Genomic DNA, 22946 nt, shown 5'->3' with positions numbered 1-22946 from the left:
CGTACTGAATGCCGCGGACGTTCTGCCGAAGCTCTTCTCCCAGGTCTCCTTTCAGAACGCTTTCTGATAGCTCCGCTTTCTATCTGACAGCTCCGCTTCCTGACAGTATGCGTAAGCTTTCAAGGCCGCTCTTCTACCCGACGGCACCGGCTTTTATTCTTGCCCTATCGGTCCTCCCGCTACTCGGGCTGTCGGCAGGGGAGGCAAGAGCTCAACCTCAGCCCGCCAAGATTGGAAAGCAGGTGCCTGACTTCGAGATTGAAGCGCTTCGGGACTCGGGGCGGGCCTTCACTCCTTCTGATTTTGAGGGCCGATACGTGCTGCTCAACCTCTGGGCTACGTGGTGCGGGCCGTGCATCCGAAAAATTCCCAAGCTCAAGAAGGCCCGGCAGCGCTACTCTCCGAAGAAGCTCGCTATCTTGAACGTCTCGTTCGACGGTTCTCGGTCGAAAGCGACACGTTTTCTGGGTGACCGCGAGATGCCAGGGAGCCACGCGTATGCGGGCAGGTCTGGGCTCGGGGGCAAGTTTGGAGCCAAATTCGCCCGGGTGCCCAACATGTCTCCCTCATCGCGAGGACTTCCCAACTTGACCCTCGTCGGGCCGAAGGGAACGGTCGTCGACATTATTGCTGCTGGGGACACGACCGGCCTTCTGGAGATGCTGAAGAAACAGCTTTCAAGTCGGCAGTCTGGATGACCACTGGCTTCTTCTCAATGACCACTGGTTTCTTCTCGAAAGGTCGTCCACCTGCGGATGGCTGGGGAGAAGGATGAAGGGGCTCCAACACGAAACGCCCTGTCCGGCATAGAGCGTAGGGCCCTGGGCCGGGACGGGCATTTCAAGAGGAGAAGCCTCCGCCGGACGAGCACCTATGTACGCGCGTGAAATGTTTGCACGCGCGCGAAAACTGAGTCGCCCCAAATTTAACGAACGTGCAACCCTATCGAGGAAAAAGGAAGTTCCCGGCTCCCATGCCCGCTGGGTAGGATCGAGCCGGAAAACAGGACGTGTCATTTCTTCCGGTCGGGTTGAGCTCGCCTCTGTTCTTCCTCAAACCAACCGCGACCGGGGCAAGCGCAGCGCTGCGACTACAATGGAGCGAGCACGACGGCCAATCGGCGACAGCCGCGCTATGGACGACAAGTCAGCAGACGCCACGGCCCTTCTGTCGGAGGCTCGCGAGGGCGGGGAGGCGGCCCTCTCCGACCTGCGCACGCTCGTCTACGAGGAGCTGCGAGGCATCGCTCGTCGGCAGATGCGCGGCGAACGGGACGACCATACCCTCCGCACCACCGGGCTTGTCCACGAGGCCTACCTGAAGCTCGTCGACCAGGACCGGACCAGCTGGGAGGACCGGCAGCACTTCTACGCGGTAGCGGCTCAGGCCATGCGCCGAGTCCTCGTCGACCACGCCCGTCGCCGAAACGCCCAGAAGCGGGGCGGGGGCGCCCCGAAGATCTCGATTGACGAGGCGCCGACCCCGGAGATCCCGGCCGAAAATCCAGCGGACATTCTCGCCGTCGATGATGCCCTCAGGCGGCTCGCCAAGCAGGACGAGCGGATGGCAAAGGTCGTTGAATGTCGCCTTTTCGGCGGCTACACCCTTCAAGAGACCGCCGATGCGCTCGGCGTTTCGCGCTCGACGGTGATTCGGGACTGGCGAACGGCCCGAGCGTGGCTGAACCGTGAGTTCGCTCCCTCCGACTAACTTCAGCTCTCCACCGCTTGAACTGTCCCCGCGGCCGGTCGACCATCGGCGAAGTGCTGTCGGTGGCCGCGACGCTGCATCGGTACTTTGCATCATCTGAGCACCGCATCTGAGCACCGCGTATCATCCAAGCATCTGAGCCATGGGTTCCGACTCGTGGGATCGCCTAAAGCAGATCGTCGACGCCTTCTACGAGGAGCAGCCCGACGACCGCGCGGCGTGGCTCGACGGCAAATGCCAGGGCGACGAGGACCTGCGCCGGGAGGTCGAGTCCTTGCTCGACGCCGACGGGAAGGACCACGTCCCCGACGGGGAGTGGCTGATGGGCTCGCTTCCGGGGGACACCTCAGGCGCAGAACACGTCCCGGCGCCCTTGGCCGACTCGGATGCCGGCCAGCAGGCGAACAGGCGGGTCGGTCCCTACCGCCTGCTCGAGGAGATCGGCGTCGGCGGCATGAGTGTCGTCTACCGCGCGGAGCGGGCCGACGGAGCTTTCAAGCGGGCCGTCGCCGTCAAGCTTCTTCAGCGCTGTCTCTGCTCGGACGACGCCGAGCAGCGGTTCCGGGCCGAGCGGCAGGTTCTGGCTAGCCTCGATCACCCCGGCATTGCCCGGCTCATCGATGGCGGCGTGACCGAGGGCGGGCGGCCCTATCTGGTGATGGAGCACGTCGACGGGGCGCCGATTACCGAGCATGTCTCGGAGGAAGACTTAGGGCTGGAGGCGCGGCTGGATCTGCTGGGGCAGGTGGCCGAGGCGGTCCAGGCGGCCCACCGCCAGCTGGTGGTGCACCGCGACCTGAAGCCCTCCAACGTGCTGGTGACCGAGACGGAGGCGGGGGATCCGGAGGTGAAGCTCCTGGACTTCGGCATCGCAAAGCTGCTGGGCGACACCCTACCGGTGACCCGCCCGGAGACGCAGACCGGCCAGCAGCCGCTTACCCTGGCGTACGCCAGCCCCGAGCAGGTCGGCGGCGGGGAGATCTCGACCCAGACGGACGTCTACCAGCTCGGGGCGCTGGCCTACGAGCTGTTGGCGGGAACGCGCCCGTTTGACCTCGACGACACGTCCCTTGCCGAGACGGAGCGGATCATCACCGAGGAGACGCCCCCGGCGCCCTCGGCCCGGGCGAGCCCGCCGGTCCAGGCCGGGGAGGACCTGGACACGATCGTTTTGAAGGCCCTCCGCAAGGAGCCAGGCAGGCGCTACTCTTCGGTCGAGGCGCTTGCGGAGGATCTCCAGCGCTACCAGGAGGGTCGGCCGGTGGAGGCCCGGCCCGCGACGCCCACCTACCGCGCGAAGAAGTTTCTCCGGCGAAATGCAGTGGCAGCAGGCGTCGCGGCGGCGTTTCTGGCCGTGGTGGTCCTCTCCGCCGCGCTGCTGGTGCGGCAGCGAAACCGGGCGCAGGAAAACGCCGAGACTGCCGAGCGGGAGGCGCGAAAGGCTGAGGCGGTGGCGGGGTACCTGACCGACCTGCTGCAGTCAGCCCAACCAGACGCGGAAGCAGGCGATACGGTGACTGCCGCCGACATGCTGCGTCGGGGCCAGCGCCGGATCGACCAGCTTGAGGGCCAGCCGGCCGTGCAGGCGCGGATGCTACAGCTATTGGGCAATGCCTACCGGGAGCGGGCTAAGTACAGCAAGGCGGCGGGGCTGCTCGGGCGCTCGCTTGCGATTCGAGATTCGATTCACGGCTCGGCCCACAAGCACGTTGCCAACACGATCGAGGAGATTGCTCACCTTCGGCAGAAGCAGGGGCGCTACCGGAAGGCCGACTCGCTCTGGCAAGCGGCACTCGCTCGTCACAGAGAACTTTTCGGGCCGCGGAGCCCGAAGCTGTGGGAACCGCTCAACAACCTGGGAATCGTCGCGGAAAGGAGGGGTCAAGTGGAGAGGGCCGACTCTCTCTACCGGGCGGCCTTCAAGATAGAGCAGTCTGCCACGGATCCCGATAGTAGCAACTTGGCTCATAGTTTGAGTAATCTGGCGAACATGTATGTCCGTCAGGAGAAGTACCATCGGGCAGACTCGCTCTATCGAATGGCACTTAGTATCGAGCGCGAGCGGTATGATGCTCCGCACCCAAGCATCGCTGCAACGCTGTACAGTCGTGCGTGGCTGCTTGAGCGTTGGGGGAGGCTCGTGAAAGCCGATTCCCTGATACGACAGGCCACCGACATAGACCAGCGAACGATGGGGCCTCGGCACCCGACCGTTGGAGTTGACTTGACGCTTATGGGAGAGATCCTGGCGGGTCGGAAGCGCTTCGAAAACGCTCGCTCGGCCCTTCGAAAAGCCCGTTCGATCTTTCAGGAGAAGCTACCGGGTGATCATAGCCGACTGGCATGGGTTAACGAAGTGCTCGGCCGTATTCTCACTAGACTCGGGCAGTATCAGGAGGCTGAACCGCTCTTAAAGCGAAGCCTCAACATTTACCGAGACCTCGGGAAAGAAGCGGCGGTTCAGGTGGTACGTACCGACCTTGCCAGGCTCTACGACAGGTGGGGCAAGCCCGAGAAGGCGGCCACGTTCGACACTACAGCAACAGCGAGAGCCCCTGGGTAGAGGTCAGCTTCCAGTCGCCGGGGTATGGTCTGGGCGGCGGCAGACGAATCGGTCGGTATCAGCTGGGCCACGCCGTGGGGCTATAGCTACTGGAAAGCGTTGAACGTTAGAACGTCCAACGTTTCGCCGTCCGTAGAAAAGCAGCAGTTCAGGGCTTCGGCTCCACGGGCAGGACGTGCGGGTGTCACGTCAGTAGCCAACGACGTATCCGTCTTTCCGCATCTCGGTGCTGCCCCAGTACGCCTCCTCCTCCGGGTCCCACTGGATGGCAGCCACCGTGGCCGCCAGATCCCACGCCCACGTCGTCGCCCCAGCCGCGAGGGGCGCGCACCACCGCACCCGGCGCACTCGAGTTAAGCAGGCCGCGCTGGTATATCCAGTGGTCAACAGGAAGGAGGAAGAAACGAGCGAAGCACCTGGGTACCACAGGCTTGGCTTTCGCTCCGGGGCAGAGCATGGGGGCGCACCTCGCCATGCGCATGGCGATTATCAGTTATCCCAAGCTCATAATTGCCGGGGGAGGGTGAAGTGAGGGTAGGAGCATGCTGGTTTGCTCCAAAATCATCCTCCCGCCTCAGAAATCACCGAGATTATCTGCAAGCTTTTCGCCTTCGGGTCGCCTTGAAGCGTTAACTGAGAGAGACGAGAAGAAAAGAAGAAGCCGCGCAGGACATCAGACTTCCAGGCCCAAGCGTGTCTACTGGGCGGATTTCTTGGTGAGGAATCCGAATGCTCCCGTTCCTTCGCGGCTACGCTTCTTTCCGCGACCTGTCTCTGAGCGCCCGGTGTCTCCGGTGGGACGCCGGGTGTTTTCTGTTGCGGGCCGCGCAGGCGCAACTACGAGCGATGGCGACCCCAGCGCGACACGGATGGACCGGGGCTCCCCCGCCGACCAGGGCTTCCTCACCGACAGGCTCTCTCACCGAGATGCCGGGCGTGTCTCTTCCCTCCTGCAAGCACGTTACGAGGACGTTTAGGTTCAGATGAGTCGGTCCGGCAAGTTTTCTCGCGTCTTACAACGGAGGTCAGCTACAGAAATGCCTTCGGCAGGGAAAAGGCGGGGAAAGGCCTTCGGCGGGGAAAAGCCTTCAGCGGGGAAAAGCCTCCAAGCAGGAGAAACGCCTTCAACAGAGGAAAACGGCAGGAACGCCAGAGGAAAACGACGGGAACGCCGATAGGAATTCCTTTCGCTGCCCTGCTCGACGGCTTCGCTACCCCACCTGACTACACTGTTTGACCACACTGTTTCACAACCAACGCGACGAACCGATGGGTCTTTTCACTGGCATCTGGGTCGTAGTTCTCGGCACGCTCGGCGGATCGAGCTTCATCGTCTCCCGCCGGCCCGACGCGCAGGAGGTGATCGACCAGTTGGCTCCGTATCAGGGCTGGATCGGGGCCATCTCCGCGCTTTGGGGCGGGTTTACCCTGGTCAGCCAGCTTCTCAATCTCGGCTCGATGGCCGGGGCCCCGCTGGTGTGGTGGACCATGACGGCCAACGGCGCGGTCCTGCTGGCGCTGGGCCTGCTGCTGGGGGTCGGGGTTTTGAAGTCCTTCGACTACGGGGCGGAGGCGAAGGAGAAGATCGACCAGACGGTGCAGGCGCTGTCCCCGTACCAGGTCACTCTCGGGCTGGTCGGCATCGGGCTCGGGATCTGGACGCTGGTCTACAGCCTCCTCCTGTAGAGTCTCCTGTAGAGATAGCCTCTGCAGGTTGGTCCTGTACCGTCCGACGTGCACCCGTCGGGGATAGGAGAAACAGGGCGCGCCGGTCAGCGCGGCTGAGCGGTGGCGTCTCCTTACTGCAGGCTTTCCTCGTTGCAGGTTTCTCATGTTCAGGGCCACGCCTCCGATAGGCCCGCGACGTGTCACGAACCGACACGTGCGCCATGAAACTCAAGCAGGACGACCTCGACTGGGCGGTCCGGAAGGGCCTCCTCTCCGACCAGAAGGCCGAGCGGTTGCGAGCGGCCCTCAAGGAGCGGCGTGCGCAGGCTACAGAGGAGCCGCAAGCCCCGAAAGAGCAGGACAGGAGGCCAGCATCCTCCGCACCCCCTGCGCAGGCGTCTTCTGCCTCGTCCAGGCTTGACCTCGTGTCCGTTGCGTACTACGCCGGTGGCCTGGTCGCCATCGCGGCAATGACGTGGCTCCTCGCTCGCGTCGCCTCGCTCTTCGATCTCGGGCCCGTAGCCCTAGCCCTCATCGCCCTCGCGTATGGCGCGGCCTTCGGCGCCGGCGGATGGATTCTCCGGTTCCAGAAAAACCTCCGCGTGGCGGGCGGCTTGCTTTTCGTCGTGGCCGTCACGACGGTTCCGGTGGCCGTTTTCTGCCTGCGACCCTGGATGGAACCCTGGATCAAGAGAGCTGACCTATGGCTGGGGCAGCCGGGACTGTTGGACGTCTTCTCAGAAGATGGACTGCTGGAAGGAATCGCCACTGTCGTCGCTGGCGCTGTTGCGCTGCGCTACGTGCGGTTTCCGTTTCTGACCGCTCCGGTCGCCCTGGCGCTCTGGTGGCTGGCTGAGTTCTCGATTCCGAAACTGCTGGTCGGCGGGCTGGGATGGACAGCGCACCTCCGGGTATCGGTGGCATTCGGGGCGGCCATGCTCATGGCGGCTTACGTCACCGACCGTCGAACGGACGCCGATTATGCCTTCTGGGGGTATCTTCTGGGCCTGCTGGCCTTCTGGGGAAGTCTCCTCGGCCTGTTGTACGACTCGGAAGCGGGGCTTTTGCTCTTCGCCCTTGCAAACGTCGCCTTGGTGCTGCTGGCTGTGCTTCTCGACCGGCGGTCTTTCCTGGTGTTCGGGACCCTCGGGACGTTCGGGTACCTGGGACACCTCGCCTTCGAGGTGTTCGCCGACACCATTCTGTTCCCTCTCGCGCTTGCCGCCCTCGGCGTCGGGTTGATCTACCTCGGCATTAAATACCAGCGGCGGCGGGCGGCGATCGAGCGCCTGCTTTGGTCCCGCCTCCCGCCGGCCCTGCGCCGGCTCTCGCCTCGCCAGCGGGGACGCCAGCCTTCATGACGCTGAACTTCAACACTGGCCCCTGGTCGTGCCTGCGCCCTGAGCCACTACCGGTAACTATTCTTCACTGCAAGCAGTCGTTTGTTCTCAGCGAACAGTCGTCCCCTCTGTGCTATGTACCACGTTTTCAATTGCCTATCAAGCAGTTGCCTGCCAGGCCTCCCACGGCAGCCTTCCCCGCCGGAGACTGTCTTTTCGGAAGCCGTCTTCCATCTGCCGGGGGCCGCCCGTCTCCTGTCCTTTCTCTTGCTTCTGGGGGGCACGGCGGCCAGCTCCGTCCTCGCGCAGGAGAAGTCGTCCGAAGACCCTCGGTCGGTCGTACGAGCCCACGTGAAGGCAACTCAAAATGAGAACTTGGCGGCGCTGAAGCGCACCCTCCACAGCGACTCTCCAGTGCGGACGAAGGTGGTTGAGACCTCGAAAAAGACCTTCGAGAAGCATGATCTGACGTATAAGATTAGAAAGCTGGAGGTGACCGACCGGTCCGAGGAGACCGTTACCGTAGAGGCGACGCAGGTAATCAATGGACCGGACTACAAGGTGCGAAGGGTTGTGTCGGTCAACACGCTGAAAAAGGAAGGCGGGCAGTGGAAGCTCTGGGGCGGAAAGATGAAAAGCGCCGAGCTTGTGAGCACAGAGAACATGAAGACGAAGGCGGCCCGCACCGAGGCGGCTCCAGAGGAAAGCCCGAAGTCAGTTATCAGAAAAAACGTGAGGGCAACCCAGAATGAAAACTTAGCCTTGGTCAAAAGCACATTCCACAGCAGGTCTCCTATCCGGGACAAGACGATAAACTACTCGAGGAAGATCTTTAGGAGGTACGACCTGACCTACAAGATCGAAAACATCAAGGTGGTGAACCGATCCGAGCAGACCGCCAGGGTGAAGTTCACGCTGATAACCAGGAAGGTGAGCGGACCCAAGTTCAGGGACAACCGGACCACGATGTTTCAGACCCTCAAGAAAGAGAACGGCAAGTGGAAGATCTGGAAGGGAAAGACCGTTCGCAAAAAGTACCTCGACATGGATGCCCAGCAGTCCAAGCCGGCGGGTGCCAATGCAGGGGACCCTTCCGCAAAGCCATCTGGGTCGGAGGCCTCTTCTGACCAGTCCCGTGCTATGCCCGTGGGGGAAATCACACCGCTTCGGCTCAAGCGAAAGATCACCGTTGCTGGGCCAGATGAGGAGCCGTTCAGCTACAGGACGACCCACGTCATCGAGAAGGGGACCTACCAGGGACAGTCCGCCTGGCGCATCAGCCTCACGGCCCCGAACCTGAGGAAGGGGGGCAAGACGCAGACCCGCGTGCGCTACCACGACCTGGACACGTTCGAGCGCCTTGACGAGCCCGACGATAAGTCCCAGAGGGCGGCCCCGATCGGTAGTCGCTTTGGGGTCGCGCCGCTTCCGCTGGAGCCAGGGTACGAGGAGACGGTTTCCGGCGGGAAAACCCGCGTGGAGGTCACCGGCGAGGAGGCAATTGAGACCCCGGCCGGCCGTCTAGAGGCGTACGTCGTGCAGATGCGCCCAGTCGATTCCAACGGTTACCGGGCCACCATATACGCGCGGAAGCAGTTCCCTCACTACGCGCTGAAAGGCACCGTGGAGGCGAAAGGAGGAATGACCATAGAGATCAAAACGCAGGAGCATGACATCCGAGACTATGAACTCCGGCGTACCGACGGTGCGCCTGAGACTGAAGAGTCGGGAACCGCTTCCGAAACTGCTACCGAGTCGGACGGGGCAGGCGACACCGCCTCCTGCATTGGCCTGAAAGCAGTGCGGGCCTCGACCTCCGCGGGGGACCTGATTGGAAACATCCTTGCCTGCACCCGCTCCGGGAAGTACCAGCAGGCGGCTCGACTCCAGATGGTCGGACTCACCCTGCAGCGCTACGACGCTGAGCGGGTCGAGGACAAGACGGCCCACGGCGCTTTCCAGGCGAAGATGGGGACTGCCTTCAAGGCCTTGCCCGAATCGACGCGCAAGACGGTGCTTGCGGAGATGAAAACGTTACTGAAGAACGCGGAGGCCCGCGCTCCGGTCTGCGAGCGCCTTCAGGCGATTGGGCCCCCAACCTACCAACCGGCGTACATGGTGGCCCACGGCATGGGCGCCATGACGGAGAAGATGAAAGGCGGAGATGTCGCCTACGAGCCGCCGACGGACTTCGACGCAGAGAAGGCGTGGATGACGGCCCTCGAGTATGCCAACTGCACAGACAACTGACTCTAACTCTCCGGCACTACTCTCCACTCACACACTGTATCTGGGCGGTCCAGGTCCCACGTGACACGTTACGGGCGTGTCAGATCATAGGCGAGTTGACCGCTTCAGTGAGGCCCCGCGCCACAGGATCACTCCACTGCACCTTTACCACAGTTTTTTGCTTGGAAGTCGTGTTCGAGAACAGATGTCGACGGATCGTGCCATGCGGCCGCTCGTCAAGGCTGTAAGCCTGACCTGGGCTATGGGTCTCACGCTCTTTGTGCTCGCGCTGCTGTTCCCGGTCCGGTGCCCCGCTCAGGAGGACACGTTCGACGGCCGCCTGGACCCGTCCCTTGAGACTTTTCTCCGAGAGCGGATTGTGGAGGCAAGCGTCGACCTCCAGTTGAATGACGCGACCTCCGCTTATCTCCGGCGGCTCGGCCCCGGGCGGCTCCGGCTCGTGCGCAACGCGATCTTCGCAGCCCGCGGCTACGTCTTCCGGGACTCGGCCCTGCAGGCCTACTTCGAGGACCGCTCTTGGTACGAGCCCGAGGACCGAGCGGTCTCCCTCTCGGCAACGGAGAATAAGGACGTCAAGTACGTCCAGTCCCTGGAGAAGAGGGTGCGATCCCGGTTCGAGATGGTGTTCGAAAAGTTTCCGCCTTGCGGCGGTGACACAATTCGGGTTCAGTTCGTGAGAGACGATGACGTCTCCGCGGCGGGATACCAACAGGGAGTGATGTCCCAAGAGGAGCCCCTGCGCAAACCTGGCATCCCAGGCGTGGAGTCGAATGTCTACCTGAGGCTTGATCGCGCACGGGCCATTTTTGGGACCGAATTCGGCGTAACGCGGCCGGGCTGTACGCTGGAGGTGACCGACCAGTACCGAGCTGTCGTGTACTTTGTAGACACGGCGGCAGGAGGAGGCACCACCACATGCTATCTCGCGACCTTTGGCGCGTTGGACAACCCGTTGATGGCGGGAGCGCGCCTCTCGCGGCGGTCCATTCTGAGTTTTGGGGCGGGTAACAGTGGAAAAGCGACGATCACGCTCGGGGAACGGGTGCTGATCAAAGCCAAACAGGTCGAACGCGAGTCCAGATACCTCCTCGATGAACGGCGAACGACAAAGATTGTGAAACGGTGGCGCTGGCATGTAATTCGGCCAAACGGGGAGATCGTCAGGTTGAGGGGCCAGAAGTCCCCGTAGAGGCCTTCAACGTACCCATTTGTCGGATGGGCTTTTGCCGATGCGCCGTTGAACCCGGTCCATCAGGTTCTCAATACCGCTAAGCACGCGGGACAGAAACCGATCCTGAAGAGGGACCGGCCAGCAGGTGATCAGACCCGAGTGGCAGGAGGCTAGGTTGCCCGAGGTTCTTGAGAACCTCCTGGGAACCTGAGGGTCTCCGGGACTCTGCCTGATAGATTCTGAAGCCCTATGTGCTCTGCACAGTTGGGTGTCCCGTGCAGTCGGGTGTCCCGTGCAGTCGGCCCAGGTGGCGCGGAACCGTAAAAAAAGGACCATTCACGAGACCACTCATAGCCTTATGGACCTCGATGACCCGTCGCGGCGCGAATGCCTGCAACCGTGCGCTTTACACTTTCGGGGGAAGTCCATCCCTCCGAGCCTGCACCGCTTCCGACTCGACCCCAGTCTCGCGCACCAGCCTTGCACACCACGTCTTGTGCAGAAGCCGACGATCGATAGTGGGTCCGACGTTCTCGGGGATGGCGATCACGCCATTTGGAGCCGGCTCCGGCTCCCGGCATCCAAACACCGTGAGCCAGGTCCTGCATAGTGGCACTGCGCGTTACGAAAACGTGAGAGTTCGGGTGAGTCACCTGGGGGGTCTTTGACGCGGTGTTTATGAGAGGGCCATTCGCCAAAAGGGTCTCGGTCAGGCTCCTCTCAATTGGGCTTCCGGGATTCTCCCTGGGGCCATTATCGAAAAGCACCGTTACATGTGCGGACGCACATGCGAGCGATCGGTGAAGGACTGGTCGATGGAAGCGAAACCAAGCACTGTCAAACGATGAGTTCGAAACGCTTCTGGTTTGGGGTCTTTTTCCTCTGGGGGGCTGGCTTGGCCATTCGGATTGCCCTTGCGGAGAAGGGAGCCGATTTCTTCACGCTACTAGGAGAGTCGGTGGGCCAGGTCATTGCCTGCCTGATTCCGGGCCTTCTCGTCTACGGGGCCTTTCGTCTCGTGCGAGACAAAGAGGAGGCGCCCAGCAGTCGACGGCTCGCGTTCTGGGGGGCAGTGCTCATCCTACCGCTGTATGCGACTGCAGTGTCGGGTGTCTTCACGGGTGAACCTCCCTCTACGGGCGAATCCTCCTCCCCGGACGAATCTCCCTCGACGGTGACGACGCAGGAACGCGAGCGTCTCGTCACCTCCTTCCGAAAGTCCTGTATCTCGAAAGGGAAAAAGAGGAAGGAGGGATTCGACGGGAAGCGGCTCCGAAGGTATTGCGACTGTACGGCGGAGACCTTCGGTGAGGCGGTGACCCAGAGTGAGGTCGACTACATTAACGAGAAGAAGAGCATGAACGCCTCCATGCGGAAGAAGCTCAACCGCGCGGCGCGGCGCTGCCGGAAGCAGATCGCCTCCTCCTCGCAGTCCTCTACGCAGCGCCGCTGATTCGATCCTCCCCCATGCATCGGCTCATTGCATCGGCTCGTTCTGGCCGTCGGCCTGCTTGCGACCGGGACCGTCAGCCTCTACCTCAGTTTCCTCGCCAGAAAGATCGACTTCCAGACGAGCCGGGTCCAGATAAAGGGCTTGTCCGTCTCGAGGCAGCGCCTCTCCGCCCCTCGCCACTACCACGAGGAGAATGGCCCGGTCATGCAGTTGAGGGAAACCCTGCCTGTCAGCTATAATCGAATCGAGCAGCTCGCGGGCCTCCTCGGCGGTGAGGGCCGGGGTTTTGTCGCTTTCGGCTTGCAGCTTTGGGAAGCCCACCGGCTCGGCTGGGCTTCAAGCACCTGTCCAGTCAACTTGCCCGACGCAACTGAAAACACGCAGGACCTACGTCCGGAAGGGAGAGACACTTCGAAGAGATCGCGTTCTTGAGACCGAGATCGCGTTTTCAAGACCGAAAATAGCCAACGACGGCTGGCGGCTCGGCTCCGCAGGCGCAACTACGAGCGATGGCGACCCCAGCGCGACACGGATGGACCGGGGCTCCCCCGCCGACCAGGGCTTCCTCACCGACAGGCTCTCTCACCGAGATGCCGGGCGTGTCTCTTCCCTCCTGCAAGCACGTTACGAGGACGTTTAGGTTCAGATGAGTCGGTCCGGCAAGTTTTCTCGCGTCTTACAACGGAGGTCAGCTACAGAAATGCCTTCGGCAGGGAAAAGGCGGGGAAAGGCCTTCGGCGGGGAAAAGCCTTCAGCGGGGAAAAGCCTCCAAGCAGGAGAAACGCCTTCAACAGAGGAAAACGGCAGGAACGCCAGAGGAAAACGACGGGAACGCCGATAGGAATTCCTTTCGCTGCCCTGCTCGACGGCTTCGCTACCCCACCTGACTACACTGTTTGACCACACTGTTTCACAACCAACGCGACGAACCGATGGGTCTTTTCACTGGCATCTGGGTCGTAGTTCTCGGCACGCTCGGCGGATCGAGCTTCATCGTCTCCCGCCGGCCCGACGCGCAGGAGGTGATCGACCAGTTGGCTCCGTATCAGGGCTGGATCGGGGCCATCTCCGCGCTTTGGGGCGGGTTTACCCTGGTCAGCCAGCTTCTCAATCTCGGCTCGATGGCCGGGGCCCCGCTGGTGTGGTGGACCATGACGGCCAACGGCGCGGTCCTGCTGGCGCTGGGCCTGCTGCTGGGGGTCGGGGTTTTGAAGTCCTTCGACTACGGGGCGGAGGCGAAGGAGAAGATCGACCAGACGGTGCAGGCGCTGTCCCCGTACCAGGTCACTCTCGGGCTGGTCGGCATCGGGCTCGGGATCTGGACGCTGGTCTACAGCCTCCTCCTGTAGAGTCTCCTGTAGAGATAGCCTCTGCAGGGACAGTCTCCGCAGGGATGGTCTTCCGCGGCGGGCCCGCTGTTCGCCGCGGCCTGTCTTGAGTATCGTTTTGTCTTGAGCACCGTTCTGGACCGCACGTCACGCAGCCGCAGGTGACCTGCCGTGGAAGGATACCCCCGCGTACCGACAGCAAGCGACACGGACGTTGTCGGGCGCCGCATCGGTGCCGAAATCCTCGACATACTCTTCTCCTGGATCTCGCTTTACTTCTTGATTGGGTTGCTTGCCATCCTGCGGGGTGCCTTCCTCCCACCTGTAAGCCCTCCGGAGCCCGGAAGTGGACTTGACGACTTCCTGAGTGCCCTGCTCCCGTTCCTCGCGCTTGGGCTGGGGGTCTTCGTCATGATCCCTTTCTTCCTGGAAGGGCTCTGGGACGGACAAACCCCCGGCAAGTGGATCGTCGGGATCAAGGTGGTACAGGCTGACGGGGCGCCGTGCACGGTCGGGGCCTCGGCCTTGCGACGCCTGGGGCTGGTTGCCGACTTTCTCCCGGCCTTCTACATCGCCGGAGCGGTATCGATAGCGATGTCCTCCCGGAGACAGCGGCTTGGGGACCGCCTCGCCGGCACGGTTGTCGTCTGGGGACAGCCGGAGCAATCGGAGGGCGTCCCCCATCCGAAGGCGGCCGGAGAGGCCATGCAGACAGAGGCACGGCAAGACATGGAGGAAGACATGGGGCCCGGTAGCCTCAATCCAGGCGGCCGGTCCAGGCTGCTGGTCCAGGCTGCCTCCCCGGCACGTCCCCGGTCGGTACGTCATCGGTCGGCACGCCCGGCCGACGCGACGCCGACACGGCGGCCAGGTTCCCCGAGGCGACAACTTCTCAACGCTCCGCTCGGCGCTTCTCTGGCCGGCGCGCACCATTTTCGCTAGCGCGCACCATTTTCGACACGCGATCGTCGACACACGACCATCTTTCTCCGCCATGAACGCAGCCCGCGCTCCAATCTCTTCCCGTCTTCCGCTCGCCCTTCTTCTTACCGCTTTGCTTCTCCTTGCCGCTGGAGGGATAATCTCCGGTGGAGTGGTGCCCGCCGCGCAGGCGCAGACCACCTACACGGTTACCAACGCTGGCGGCAGTGGCGCCGGCTCGCTCCGCGCGGCGATCAGAAGCGCCAACGACGACTCCGGCACGCCGCCCGATACCATCGCGTTCGATATCTCGGGCAGCGCCTCCCCATCGAGCCCACACGTCATCCGGCCCGACAGCGCGCTGCCTGTGGTCACCGATCCGGTCGTGATCGACGGCACCTCCGAGCCAGGTTACAACAGCGGCGCTGGCGCCGGCGGCCCGAAGCCGGTCGTCGAGATCGACGGGACCAACGTCGGAGACACGGACGGAATCGAGCTCCGTGCCGACGGGAATACCGTGCGTGGCTTAGCGGTCGTCAACTTCGGGCGGTTCGGCCTCCTCGTGGGGGACAGCGCGGCGGGCCAGACCATCGTCGGGTGCCATGTCGGCGTCCGGGCCGACGGTACCACTCCGGCCGGCAACGGCCGCGATGGGATTCGGGTCAACGAAGGTTCGAGTACGATCGGCGGTACCGAACCAGACGACGGCAACATCATCGGGAGCAACGGCGGCGATGGACTGATCCTCTTTGGAGACAACCACATCGTGCAGGGCAACTTCATCGGCACGAATCCCGGCGGCAAGGATCTGGGCAATGGCAAAAACGGTGTCAAGATAGGCGGTGGCGCACAAGTGAGCATCGGCGGCACCAGCCCCGGCGAGGCCAACGTGATCGCCTTCAACAACCGCAGTGGCGTCCTCCTCCTCGAGTTCTCGATTGTCATCACCATTCGCGGCAACCGCATCTTCGACAACGGCGGCCTCGGGATCGACCTCGGGGGTGCAGAGCTGGGGAACGGCCGCACGGCCAACGACGACACCCCCGCCGACAGTGCCGACGATGACAATGGCCCGAACCGCCTCCAGAACTTCCCGGTCATCGAAAGCAGCAGCTACGACGCGGGCGCCGGCGAAGTTACCGTCACCTACCGCGTCGACAGCGAGCCGGGCCTCTCCTCCTCAGGCGCTTCCACCTACCCTCTCATGGTCGACTTCTACCGCGCCGACACAACTGCCGGAGACAGGGAGGGAGAGGCCTACCTTCACACCGACACCTACACGGCCTCCGACCACAACGGCGGCCCCTCGAAGACGATCACGTTCACCCCCGACACCTCGGTCTCGGCCAGCAACAAACTGGTGGCGACCGCAACCGGCGATGCCGGCAACACCTCCGAGTTTAGCGGCGTCTCCAGCCAACTTCCCGTCGAGCTGGCCTTCTTCGAGGCGGCCCGGTCGGGCAGGAGGGCCGTGCGCCTCACCTGGCAGACCGCCTCCGAGCAGGGCAGCGCCGGCTTCGAGGTCCAGCGCCGCGTCGAAGACGCGACCGGGGCGGGGCAGAAGGAGGATAGCTGGGTGCAGGTCGGCTACGTCGAGTCGAAGGCCTCCGGCGGCACCACGACGGAGGACAAGTCCTACGAGTACGTCGCGACGGGCCTGCCGGTCGGCACCCACCAGTTTCGGCTGAAGCAGGTCGACCTGGACGGAAGCTCCAGCCTCACCGATCCGGTGAGTGTGGATATCCGGATGCAGGAAGCGGTGAGCCTCAAGGCTCCGGCGCCGAACCCTGCATCCGGCACGGCAACGGTCTCCTTCGCGGTCAAAGAGCGGGCAGAGACAACCATTCGGCTCTATAACAGCCTCGGCCAACGGGTCCGGGCCGTCTATGAGGGCACCCCGCAGACCGGGGAGCGGCAGACCGCCCGGATTGATGTAGGCGGGCTGCCGAGCGGGACGTACTTCCTGCGGCTCCGGGCGGGCGACCAGACGCGCACCCAACGTCTTACGGTGGTTCGTTGATTTGCCTCACCACTGTCGAAAGTGAAGGGGAAGCGCCGGGGCGTGTTCGATTCGATCGTCTCGGACGTCAGCGAGCTGATCGAGGACTATAAACTTGCACACCGGGCTTGCAAACTCTGAAGAGACTCCGAAACGGAAGTTGCGGGAAGCAGATCTCCCTCAGCAGCAGTTCAGTGCTGGTTCGACAGATCAACCCCTGATCAGCGTTCTTTGTATTTGCGGCTTCCCGCATCTGAGTCTGCTCACAGCCCCGACCTCCCTCACATCTCCTCCATCTTCTCGCAGCCGAGAGCCTCCCAAGGCTTGGCCTCGCTCCTGACCAGGACCTTTGGGGCTCCTCCGGGTCGCTCCCAGTCACGCTTTCCAGTCCGCCTTCGACCACAGCCATGGTATCTTTAGAGATGCTCCGCACGCGGTATCCCATTTTTGAAGGTGCCTCGTTGAGGATCGTGATCACTCCTTCCTCCACGCCAAGAATCTTCATGTCCGCGCTCATGCACGTCGAGTTGATTTTCGCCGGGTCGATTTTCGGCGAAGCGATTCTCTTCACGCGCTCTTCTGTGAACACGTAGAATTGCTCGATTCTGCCTGCCGTGTCTTCCGTCGGGCCCGTGCCTTCTGCCCCTAGAGCGAAACTCACGGGCCCGAGAGGGACCAAATCGGGCCGCAGAGATTGATTTTGGGGCTATATCGGGTAACGTTTCGTACTAAGAAAAACTGCGAAACTCGCCCGCGCAACTCCTCCGGCCCAAAATGCCCGACCAAAACGGTTCAGACCACGACCGCCAGGAAGACATCCGCAAGGTGGCCAAAATCCTCCGCGAGGGGAACTACTCCTACGACCAGTCGGCCCACCTCATCAAGGAAGCCAGGAGGGAAGTAGCCCTCTCCCCACCGGATCGATCCGGCAGTGGCTCGCCCGAGCGGCTTTCCTCGGAGGAACAGGAGGCGTTCCTAAACGCCGCCTACGACCGGGACGGCCGCACCGGCCTGATGATGCGAGTCCTTCTGGAGACCGGGGCCGGGTGAGCGCATTCGTCAAGATTCGGGTCGAGGACATCTCGTTTCGGGACCTGGAGATCCGCCTTCGCGAAACGAAAGGCGACAAGCCACGGGACGTCCCGATTCTTTCGCCGATGGCCAACGAGCTTCGCCTCCACGTCGGAGAGCGGGAGACCGGGTGGCTCTTCCGGTCCCGGCAGGGCGGATGCTACTCGAAGCGGCGCGTCCAGCAAATCGTAAAATCGGTTGCCGAGGAGGCGGGCATTCAGAAGCGGGCCCATCCGCATCTCTTGCGGCACACCGTCGCCCAGCGGCTCGCCGACGAGGGGATGCGAGAAGAGCTCCTCCAGCAGTTTCTCGGGCATGAGGCGCCGGAGACCACCCAGCGGTATTACGAGCCGAGGCGAACCGATGTGAAAGAGGCCTTCGAGGAGGCGATGAGCGAGGAAGCGATGACCTGAGACAGCGAGCCTGAGACGCCGCGATTGACAGCAGAGGCAAGCCCCCAGAAGGAGGCATGCCCCCACCGCGTGGGGATCCTGTAGTAGGATTCCCACCGCGGCCCTCATCTCATCCTCACGGTTGTCTCTTCATCGGGAGGAATTCCCTGAAGGGATTGTTCGGAGGGAACGTTCTAGTTTTCTTCTAAGTGTACGTCGTAGCAGTTTCTTTCTGACGTATACCTGCTGCCTTATTCCTGTTGAACCGACTCCATCGGACTAATGAAGTCGAAACTGACCCTGCGCCTCGACGAGGGCGTAAAAGAGCGCGCCAAGCGGCTGGCCGAAGAGCGGGGAACCTCCGTTTCAAAGATTGTTGAGGACTACTTCCGGCTCCTTCTTCGCGATACCTCCGGCGGGCCTTCCTCCGCGGGCAGTTCTGACCAAGACATCGGGGAGGACGGTCCCGCTGAGAAGCGCCCGGCCGAGGAGAGTGCCCACTCGCTCTCTCCCCGCGTTCGCAAGCTCAAAGAGAGGCTCGGAAAGCCGGCCCCGTCTGTTGACATGGACGAGGACACCCGGCGCTGGGTCGAAGCCGCCGCTAAAAAGCACGCGTAAGTGGCCAGAAGCGGTAGGAGGCCGGAGGCGGTATGTAATCCCTGCCGCTTGTCTTCCCCGCCTGAACCCCTCGCAGTTCCCCCCTCGTTGCAGGTCTTTTCCTTGTAGGTCTTGTCCGATGCGAGTGCTTTTCGATACCAACGTGATCATCGACGGGGCTGTCCCCGAGCGCTCCTATCACGAGGAGGCCCTTCGCCTCCTCTCACACGCAGACCGCGGGCGGATCGGCGGTCTCGTGGCGCCGATTTCTTTTGCCACGTGCTGGTACGTGGCGACAACCCACCACGACGTCGACCCCCGGCCTCTTTTCTGGGCGGTAGAGACCACCTGCGAGCTTGCGTACATGAACCGGGCGGCCCTGCGCCGGGCCCTCGAAGCTGGGGCGGAGGCGGACTTCGAAGACATCTATCTCGCCGAAGCCGGAAATGAGGCCGGAGCAGAGGCGATTCTGACCCGAAACGAGCAGGACTTTGCGGAAGGGCCCCTCACCCCGCATCGTCCCGAGACGTTCCTGTCGATGCTTCAGCGGTAGGTGCCCGCGCCAAATTGTCCTATGGACGCCCTGTGGCTTGTTCAGTAGACGGCAGCGAGGGCGACTCGAAGCAGTGTGCCTCTCGGGAGAAGAAAAGGGCCCCAATGCCGCATGGTCTTGGGGGCAAAAAGAGGCATGTGAGCGGGCGGCCTCTCCGGAAGATGGGAGAGAGGTCGGTTTCGGGAGGTATCAAAAACCGGTCGGTTCCTGAGAGCCTCTTGAAGGAGTGCGCCGATACGCGTTGGGGGCGAATTACCCCTGGAGACGGGCGAACGAGAAGGGCTCGTCTCCTTGACGACGCACCGAGAAGGTACTATATGGCGATTATTCGACGACGGAGGTGTACCCGTTGGCAGCCAAATCCTTTCCGTGTTCGTCGTAGGTCCTTTTGTCGTCGGGCGTTGGCGTGTCGAGCCCGTCCACGTAGCGATTGTACATACAGAAGGCCGCGGCGGTAAGAACCGTATCGTGGATGACCTTGTCATCCGCCCCATGCCTTCGGGTCCGCCGGACGTCTTCCTCGGAAACAGACCGGGCGTCCCGCTGCACCTTGTCAGCAATGCAGAGAAGAGCCTTCATCTTCTCGCTGAGGTCGGCCTACTCGATTCCGTCCTCGATGACCTGGCCCACCACCTCGGAGCTTTCTCCGAGGAGATGCTGGGCGGTGGCACTGTGGGAGCCAGTGCAGAACTCACACTCGTTTTGAGCCGAGGTGTAAGCGGCAATTAGCTCCCGTTCGCCGGGCGTCAGGGACGAGGGACCGCGAAGGAGCGCCTGGGCGAGTCCGGACAGGTGTTCGGCTGTCTCGGGGTACTTTTGCATCGGGGCGACGATGCCGGGAACGCCGTCTGGAAGGTCGATGTGGGGCATGGCTGTAGTTTGGTCAGCGCTGTTAATGTTTTGAGAACTCAGAGGGGTAACAGGGTAGCATTCTTTATCGTTCACCGGAGACCTCGTTTTCGGGAAAATGCAGCATAAGCCCGTTACTGTCCCGTTTGGAAACGTGAACTCCCCCGTCAGAACCACCGATAAGCTCGTCCCCAGGGGTCATATTTGAGGAGTGATACGATCGTCTTATCGGTCCTAAAAATTCGCCACTGAAATTCGGGTGGAATGGGCGGTTTCTCTGCTCCTCCACGACGCTGATCCCCCCATTCCTCTTCTGGAAAGCGTAAAATCTCCCCACCGGTCTCCAACTATACAAACGCCTGAGAAACATATTTTTCTGTCGACGAACGTGTGTGGACCTCACACTTAAATGAGAAGGCAAGCTCAACCCGCATGGCAGAATCAGGGGCCCGGATGGCTCAGGAGGGTCAAGGTGTGCTAGGTGCGGTCCGTGATCGAGGGACTGCGATGCGTGGTGGACTCCCTCTTTCATCAAGGCCGTTCAGCCCCCATGGGAACCCTATAGGAACCAAAGTCATGGGAACCCAGGAGTCAAGGAAATCCCAAAAACCAAAGCAAAGCGACGAGAGCCCCGATTCCGCCGGCTGCTCCCACGAGCTGGCCCAGAGCGCCGAGGAGAAGGCGCTTCCAGCTTAGATGGGCTCTATGGCCCCAGAAGGCCAGGAGGGCCAGGGCCACCCCTTCACCTATAAACAGACAGACAAGCGCTCCAAGTGCGAAGCCAAGCGCACCAGTCCAAGCGGCTGGGACCGGAAAAACACCCCAGAGTAGAACCAAGGTAGGAAGCAAACCGAGTCCCCCGAGCGCGCACCCGACGACAAACGGAGGCCCGAGCGATGAGGACTGCAACCTGTCACGCAGGTCCGGCCCGCCCGGTCGCAGCAGAATTGCTACCACCAGGGTGAGGACCGCGATGACAAGCAGTAGTGGAGCCAGTTCAAGGGAGACCTGGGTGGACCGCACCTCTACTCCCGGCGCTAAGCTTGAAGGACTGTAACTGAGAGGGCCGTATCGGGAGACCACACCCAGCGTATCCACCAACGAATCGGTGATAAGAATACCTCGCGGATCAATGCCGGTCTGGCCACAGACACTTGGCTTGACGGATACTTCCACCCGATGCGGAGGAAATAGACAGGACCCAGCGATCAGAAGCGCACCCAAAAGAAGAACCTTCCGATTCATGGGTTCATGCTGGATATAAACGGAAGCGCCAGAGGGACCGGCGTATATGTGAAAGTAGGGTGGGAGTGCGTGTAAGTTACGTTCAACTTTCCTTTTTTTCTCGTTCAAGGCCGTTTCGCCCATCCCTCTTCCCGAACCGGGCGTACCGGATTTCCCGGTACCTCGGCTCTCTACGGAAACTCTTTGAAGGCGCATCGGCCTCACGTTTCCAGTGCAACCTATCACGTCCATTCAGACGCTCCTTCCTTGGCCGCCTCCCTCAGTGGACAGGCTTCTAATTTCGGGGTGCTAGTAACTCCCCTACCACTTCCCGGATACCTATCCGGTCCCTCCTGCCGTGGCTGCCAACCACTCGCAGCGGTCGCGTTTTCGGTTGCCTTTGTACTTTGCTTTGAGTTTCCGCTATCCATCTTCGCCAATATCAACTGTTTCAAGTTGCATCAAGGCTACTATATGGACTCCGCCACGTCCTGCAAGCATTGGCCGATCTGGGGGCCTTACCATCTTGCAGGACGCTTCCCAAGTTTGCAGGCTCATTCATCTTCATCCGAGTTAGGTTGTGCCTTCCACTATCTGCCTTGTACCTCTGTTCTTTCGTGAGGCTATCCCATCTGAGCCGTTGAACCAAGATTCCCGGCTCACGCTGGCCCTGAATCCCAGCCATAACATCCGCACCAACCACGTGCGGACGTTTCGATGGGCGCACCCTCGTTGTGAGTCCCGGCCAAGGGCGTGTTAAGAGTAATCTGCTTGATAACAGCTTCCAATTCGCCTAGTGACGGGCGCAGCTTTCTCACAACGCTTCCTTATCTCCTCTTGTAGAGTAGGACCGGGGTGCGGTGCCTATCATGGCCGTTACCCCAGTCCCCTCTCCGAACCGTGCGTGCCGTTTTCCACGGCACAACGGCTCTCCACAGGAACCTCTGGGGATTTCTCCCTCCGTTCCGCTTTCGCCTACAACGTCCGTATCCACGGCCTTCTCTCGCCTTCCACTTCCCTCTATGGGCAGGCTTCTAATTTCGGGGTGTTTACTCCCTACCTTTCCTCGGCTCCTAACCGATCTCTCCTGCCGTGGCTCTAAACCACTCGCAGTGTCCGGCTTTTTGGCTACCTTACCTACTAAGTGTTCGGTTCCTGCTGTGACCCTTCGCCTAGTGTCTGTGATTTGCACAGCTCCGAAGCTACTACGGTCACTCCGTCGTCCTATCTGAACATTGGTCAATTCAGGGACCTTAACATCTCTGACAGAACTTCCCAGGTTTCCAGGCTCATCCTCCTCGTCCAACTTAGGTGCTCCCTTCCGATTGTGCCTTATACCGCTCTTTGCGGCTACTCCGGCTGAACCCCTTCGATCAAGATTCAGGGTTCTGCGGTTGCTACAAACTCCGCTCCGTGGAATCCTAATCTCCGATCCCACGTCGCCAGACTTCCCCACGTTGCGCGCCCGTCTTAGCGTGTTAAGAGTCATCTGCTTGGTAACAGCATCCAATTCGCGTTTGATGTTCGGGACTCGATTCCGCAACGCTACACACTCTTGTAGTGGCTTGAGGAAGGGCCCCAAGTTTACCAATGGCACTGAGGGAGTTCTTTTGGAATCACCATATTGGACAATACGCCACGAGGAGCACCCTATGGCCTGCCACTGGCCACGTCTCCCCATTCCTACGGCAAATTTCTCACAGCTATGGCCTATTCCATAGTTGCTTCGCCGTGTAGGGCGTAGATCCATCTTGCTGAATCTAGCTAATGAAAGCATCTGAGCCTGTCCTTTCCTGGCTTACGTAGCAGCTTGGGTGCGGGGCAACCTTTCCCGATGGCAGTGAGGCACTTACATGG

19 protein-coding genes are annotated in these 22946 nt (G+C 61.7%); 15 read left to right on the top strand and 4 right to left on the bottom strand.

All coding sequences use genetic code 11. From position 1 onward, the window contains the following. Positions 1-107 precede the first annotated feature (107 nt). The 3 genes from ABEL04_RS05260 to ABEL04_RS05250 all read left to right on the top strand — a co-directional run bounded on the left by ABEL04_RS05260 (position 108) and on the right by ABEL04_RS05250 (position 4273). On the top strand, positions 108-698 hold the full coding sequence (locus ABEL04_RS05260) for a TlpA family protein disulfide reductase (RefSeq protein WP_375801338.1): 591 nt from the start codon (positions 108-110) through the stop codon (positions 696-698). A 436-nt stretch (positions 699-1134) separates the two neighbouring features. Continuing rightward, the gene (locus ABEL04_RS05255) at positions 1135-1710 is read left to right on the top strand and encodes a sigma-70 family RNA polymerase sigma factor (RefSeq protein WP_375801337.1); all 576 of its coding nucleotides are present in this window, start codon (positions 1135-1137) and stop codon (positions 1708-1710) included. 142 nt (positions 1711-1852) lie between these two features. Further along, positions 1853-4273, top strand: coding sequence for a tetratricopeptide repeat protein (locus ABEL04_RS05250; protein WP_375801336.1), 2421 nt, complete (start codon positions 1853-1855; stop codon positions 4271-4273). Between the two features lie 189 nt (positions 4274-4462). Here the strand turns inward: ABEL04_RS05250 and ABEL04_RS05245 are convergent, their stop codons facing one another. Then, entirely contained in the window at positions 4463-4660 is a 198-nt protein-coding gene (locus tag ABEL04_RS05245) for a hypothetical protein (protein ID WP_375801335.1), read from the bottom strand. Between the two features lie 882 nt (positions 4661-5542). Here ABEL04_RS05245 and ABEL04_RS05240 point away from each other — a divergent pair. The 5 genes from ABEL04_RS05240 (at position 5543) to ABEL04_RS05220 (ending at position 12155) form a co-directional block, all read left to right on the top strand. Continuing rightward, positions 5543-5959 carry a hypothetical protein gene (locus tag ABEL04_RS05240; RefSeq protein ID WP_375801329.1) on the top strand — a complete coding sequence of 139 codons (417 nt, stop codon included), beginning with the start codon at positions 5543-5545 and terminating at the stop codon, positions 5957-5959. A gap of 203 nt (positions 5960-6162) precedes the next feature. Next, on the top strand, positions 6163-7302 hold the full coding sequence (locus ABEL04_RS05235; RefSeq protein ID WP_375801334.1) for a DUF2157 domain-containing protein: 1140 nt from the start codon (positions 6163-6165) through the stop codon (positions 7300-7302). Between the two features lie 330 nt (positions 7303-7632). Continuing rightward, positions 7633-9531 carry a hypothetical protein gene (locus ABEL04_RS05230; RefSeq protein WP_375801333.1) on the top strand — a complete coding sequence of 633 codons (1899 nt, stop codon included), beginning with the start codon at positions 7633-7635 and terminating at the stop codon, positions 9529-9531. A gap of 184 nt (positions 9532-9715) precedes the next feature. Beyond that, positions 9716-10720: a YARHG domain-containing protein gene (locus tag ABEL04_RS05225; RefSeq protein WP_375801332.1), complete on the top strand. Its 1005-nt coding sequence runs from the start codon at positions 9716-9718 to the stop codon at positions 10718-10720. An 826-nt stretch (positions 10721-11546) separates the two neighbouring features. Beyond that, positions 11547-12155: a hypothetical protein gene (locus ABEL04_RS05220; RefSeq protein ID WP_375801331.1), complete on the top strand. Its 609-nt coding sequence runs from the start codon at positions 11547-11549 to the stop codon at positions 12153-12155. Between the two features lie 24 nt (positions 12156-12179). Here ABEL04_RS05220 and ABEL04_RS05215 read toward each other — a convergent pair whose 3' ends face one another. Next, positions 12180-12476: a hypothetical protein gene (locus ABEL04_RS05215; protein WP_375801330.1), complete on the bottom strand. Its 297-nt coding sequence runs from the start codon at positions 12474-12476 to the stop codon at positions 12180-12182. Between the two features lie 611 nt (positions 12477-13087). Between ABEL04_RS05215 and ABEL04_RS05210 the strand changes: the two genes are divergently transcribed. The 7 genes from ABEL04_RS05210 (at position 13088) to ABEL04_RS05180 (ending at position 19016) form a co-directional block, all read left to right on the top strand. Continuing rightward, entirely contained in the window at positions 13088-13504 is a 417-nt protein-coding gene (locus ABEL04_RS05210) for a hypothetical protein (RefSeq protein WP_375801329.1), read from the top strand. Between the two features lie 150 nt (positions 13505-13654). After that, a complete protein-coding gene (locus ABEL04_RS05205) occupies positions 13655-14425 on the top strand; it encodes an RDD family protein (RefSeq protein WP_375801328.1) in 771 nt (256 codons plus the stop codon). 52 nt (positions 14426-14477) lie between these two features. After that, a complete protein-coding gene (locus tag ABEL04_RS05200) occupies positions 14478-16424 on the top strand; it encodes a T9SS type A sorting domain-containing protein (protein ID WP_375801327.1) in 1947 nt (648 codons plus the stop codon). 753 nt (positions 16425-17177) lie between these two features. After that, positions 17178-17453, top strand: a complete 276-nt coding sequence (locus ABEL04_RS05195) for a hypothetical protein (RefSeq protein ID WP_375801326.1) — start codon at positions 17178-17180, stop codon at positions 17451-17453. After that, the gene (locus ABEL04_RS05190) at positions 17450-17887 is read left to right on the top strand and encodes a tyrosine-type recombinase/integrase (RefSeq protein ID WP_375801325.1); all 438 of its coding nucleotides are present in this window, start codon (positions 17450-17452) and stop codon (positions 17885-17887) included. Before ABEL04_RS05195 ends, ABEL04_RS05190 begins: the two co-directional genes overlap by 4 nt. Before the next feature lie 261 nt (positions 17888-18148). Further along, positions 18149-18484, top strand: coding sequence for a DUF6364 family protein (locus ABEL04_RS05185; RefSeq protein WP_375801324.1), 336 nt, complete (start codon positions 18149-18151; stop codon positions 18482-18484). Between the two features lie 118 nt (positions 18485-18602). Further along, positions 18603-19016 carry a type II toxin-antitoxin system VapC family toxin gene (locus tag ABEL04_RS05180; protein ID WP_375801323.1) on the top strand — a complete coding sequence of 138 codons (414 nt, stop codon included), beginning with the start codon at positions 18603-18605 and terminating at the stop codon, positions 19014-19016. 324 nt (positions 19017-19340) lie between these two features. On the opposite strand, the gene ABEL04_RS05175 is transcribed toward ABEL04_RS05180, so the two are convergent. Together ABEL04_RS05175 and ABEL04_RS05170 are read right to left on the bottom strand one after the other, a co-directional pair. Then, positions 19341-19595, bottom strand: coding sequence for a hypothetical protein (locus tag ABEL04_RS05175; RefSeq protein ID WP_375801322.1), 255 nt, complete (start codon positions 19593-19595; stop codon positions 19341-19343). 18 nt (positions 19596-19613) lie between these two features. After that, positions 19614-19886 (bottom strand): carboxymuconolactone decarboxylase family protein, encoded by a 273-nt coding sequence (locus tag ABEL04_RS05170; RefSeq protein ID WP_375801321.1) that lies wholly within the window; start codon positions 19884-19886, stop codon positions 19614-19616. Positions 19887-22946: the final 3060 nt, after the last annotated feature.

Origin of the sequence: Salinibacter sp., from assembly GCF_042218895.1 — a bacterium.
In the GTDB taxonomy this organism is placed as follows: domain Bacteria; phylum Bacteroidota; class Rhodothermia; order Rhodothermales; family Salinibacteraceae; genus Salinibacter.
The sequence above is the reverse complement of the archived record's forward strand: the minus strand, read 5'-3'. Positions and strand labels throughout refer to the sequence as shown.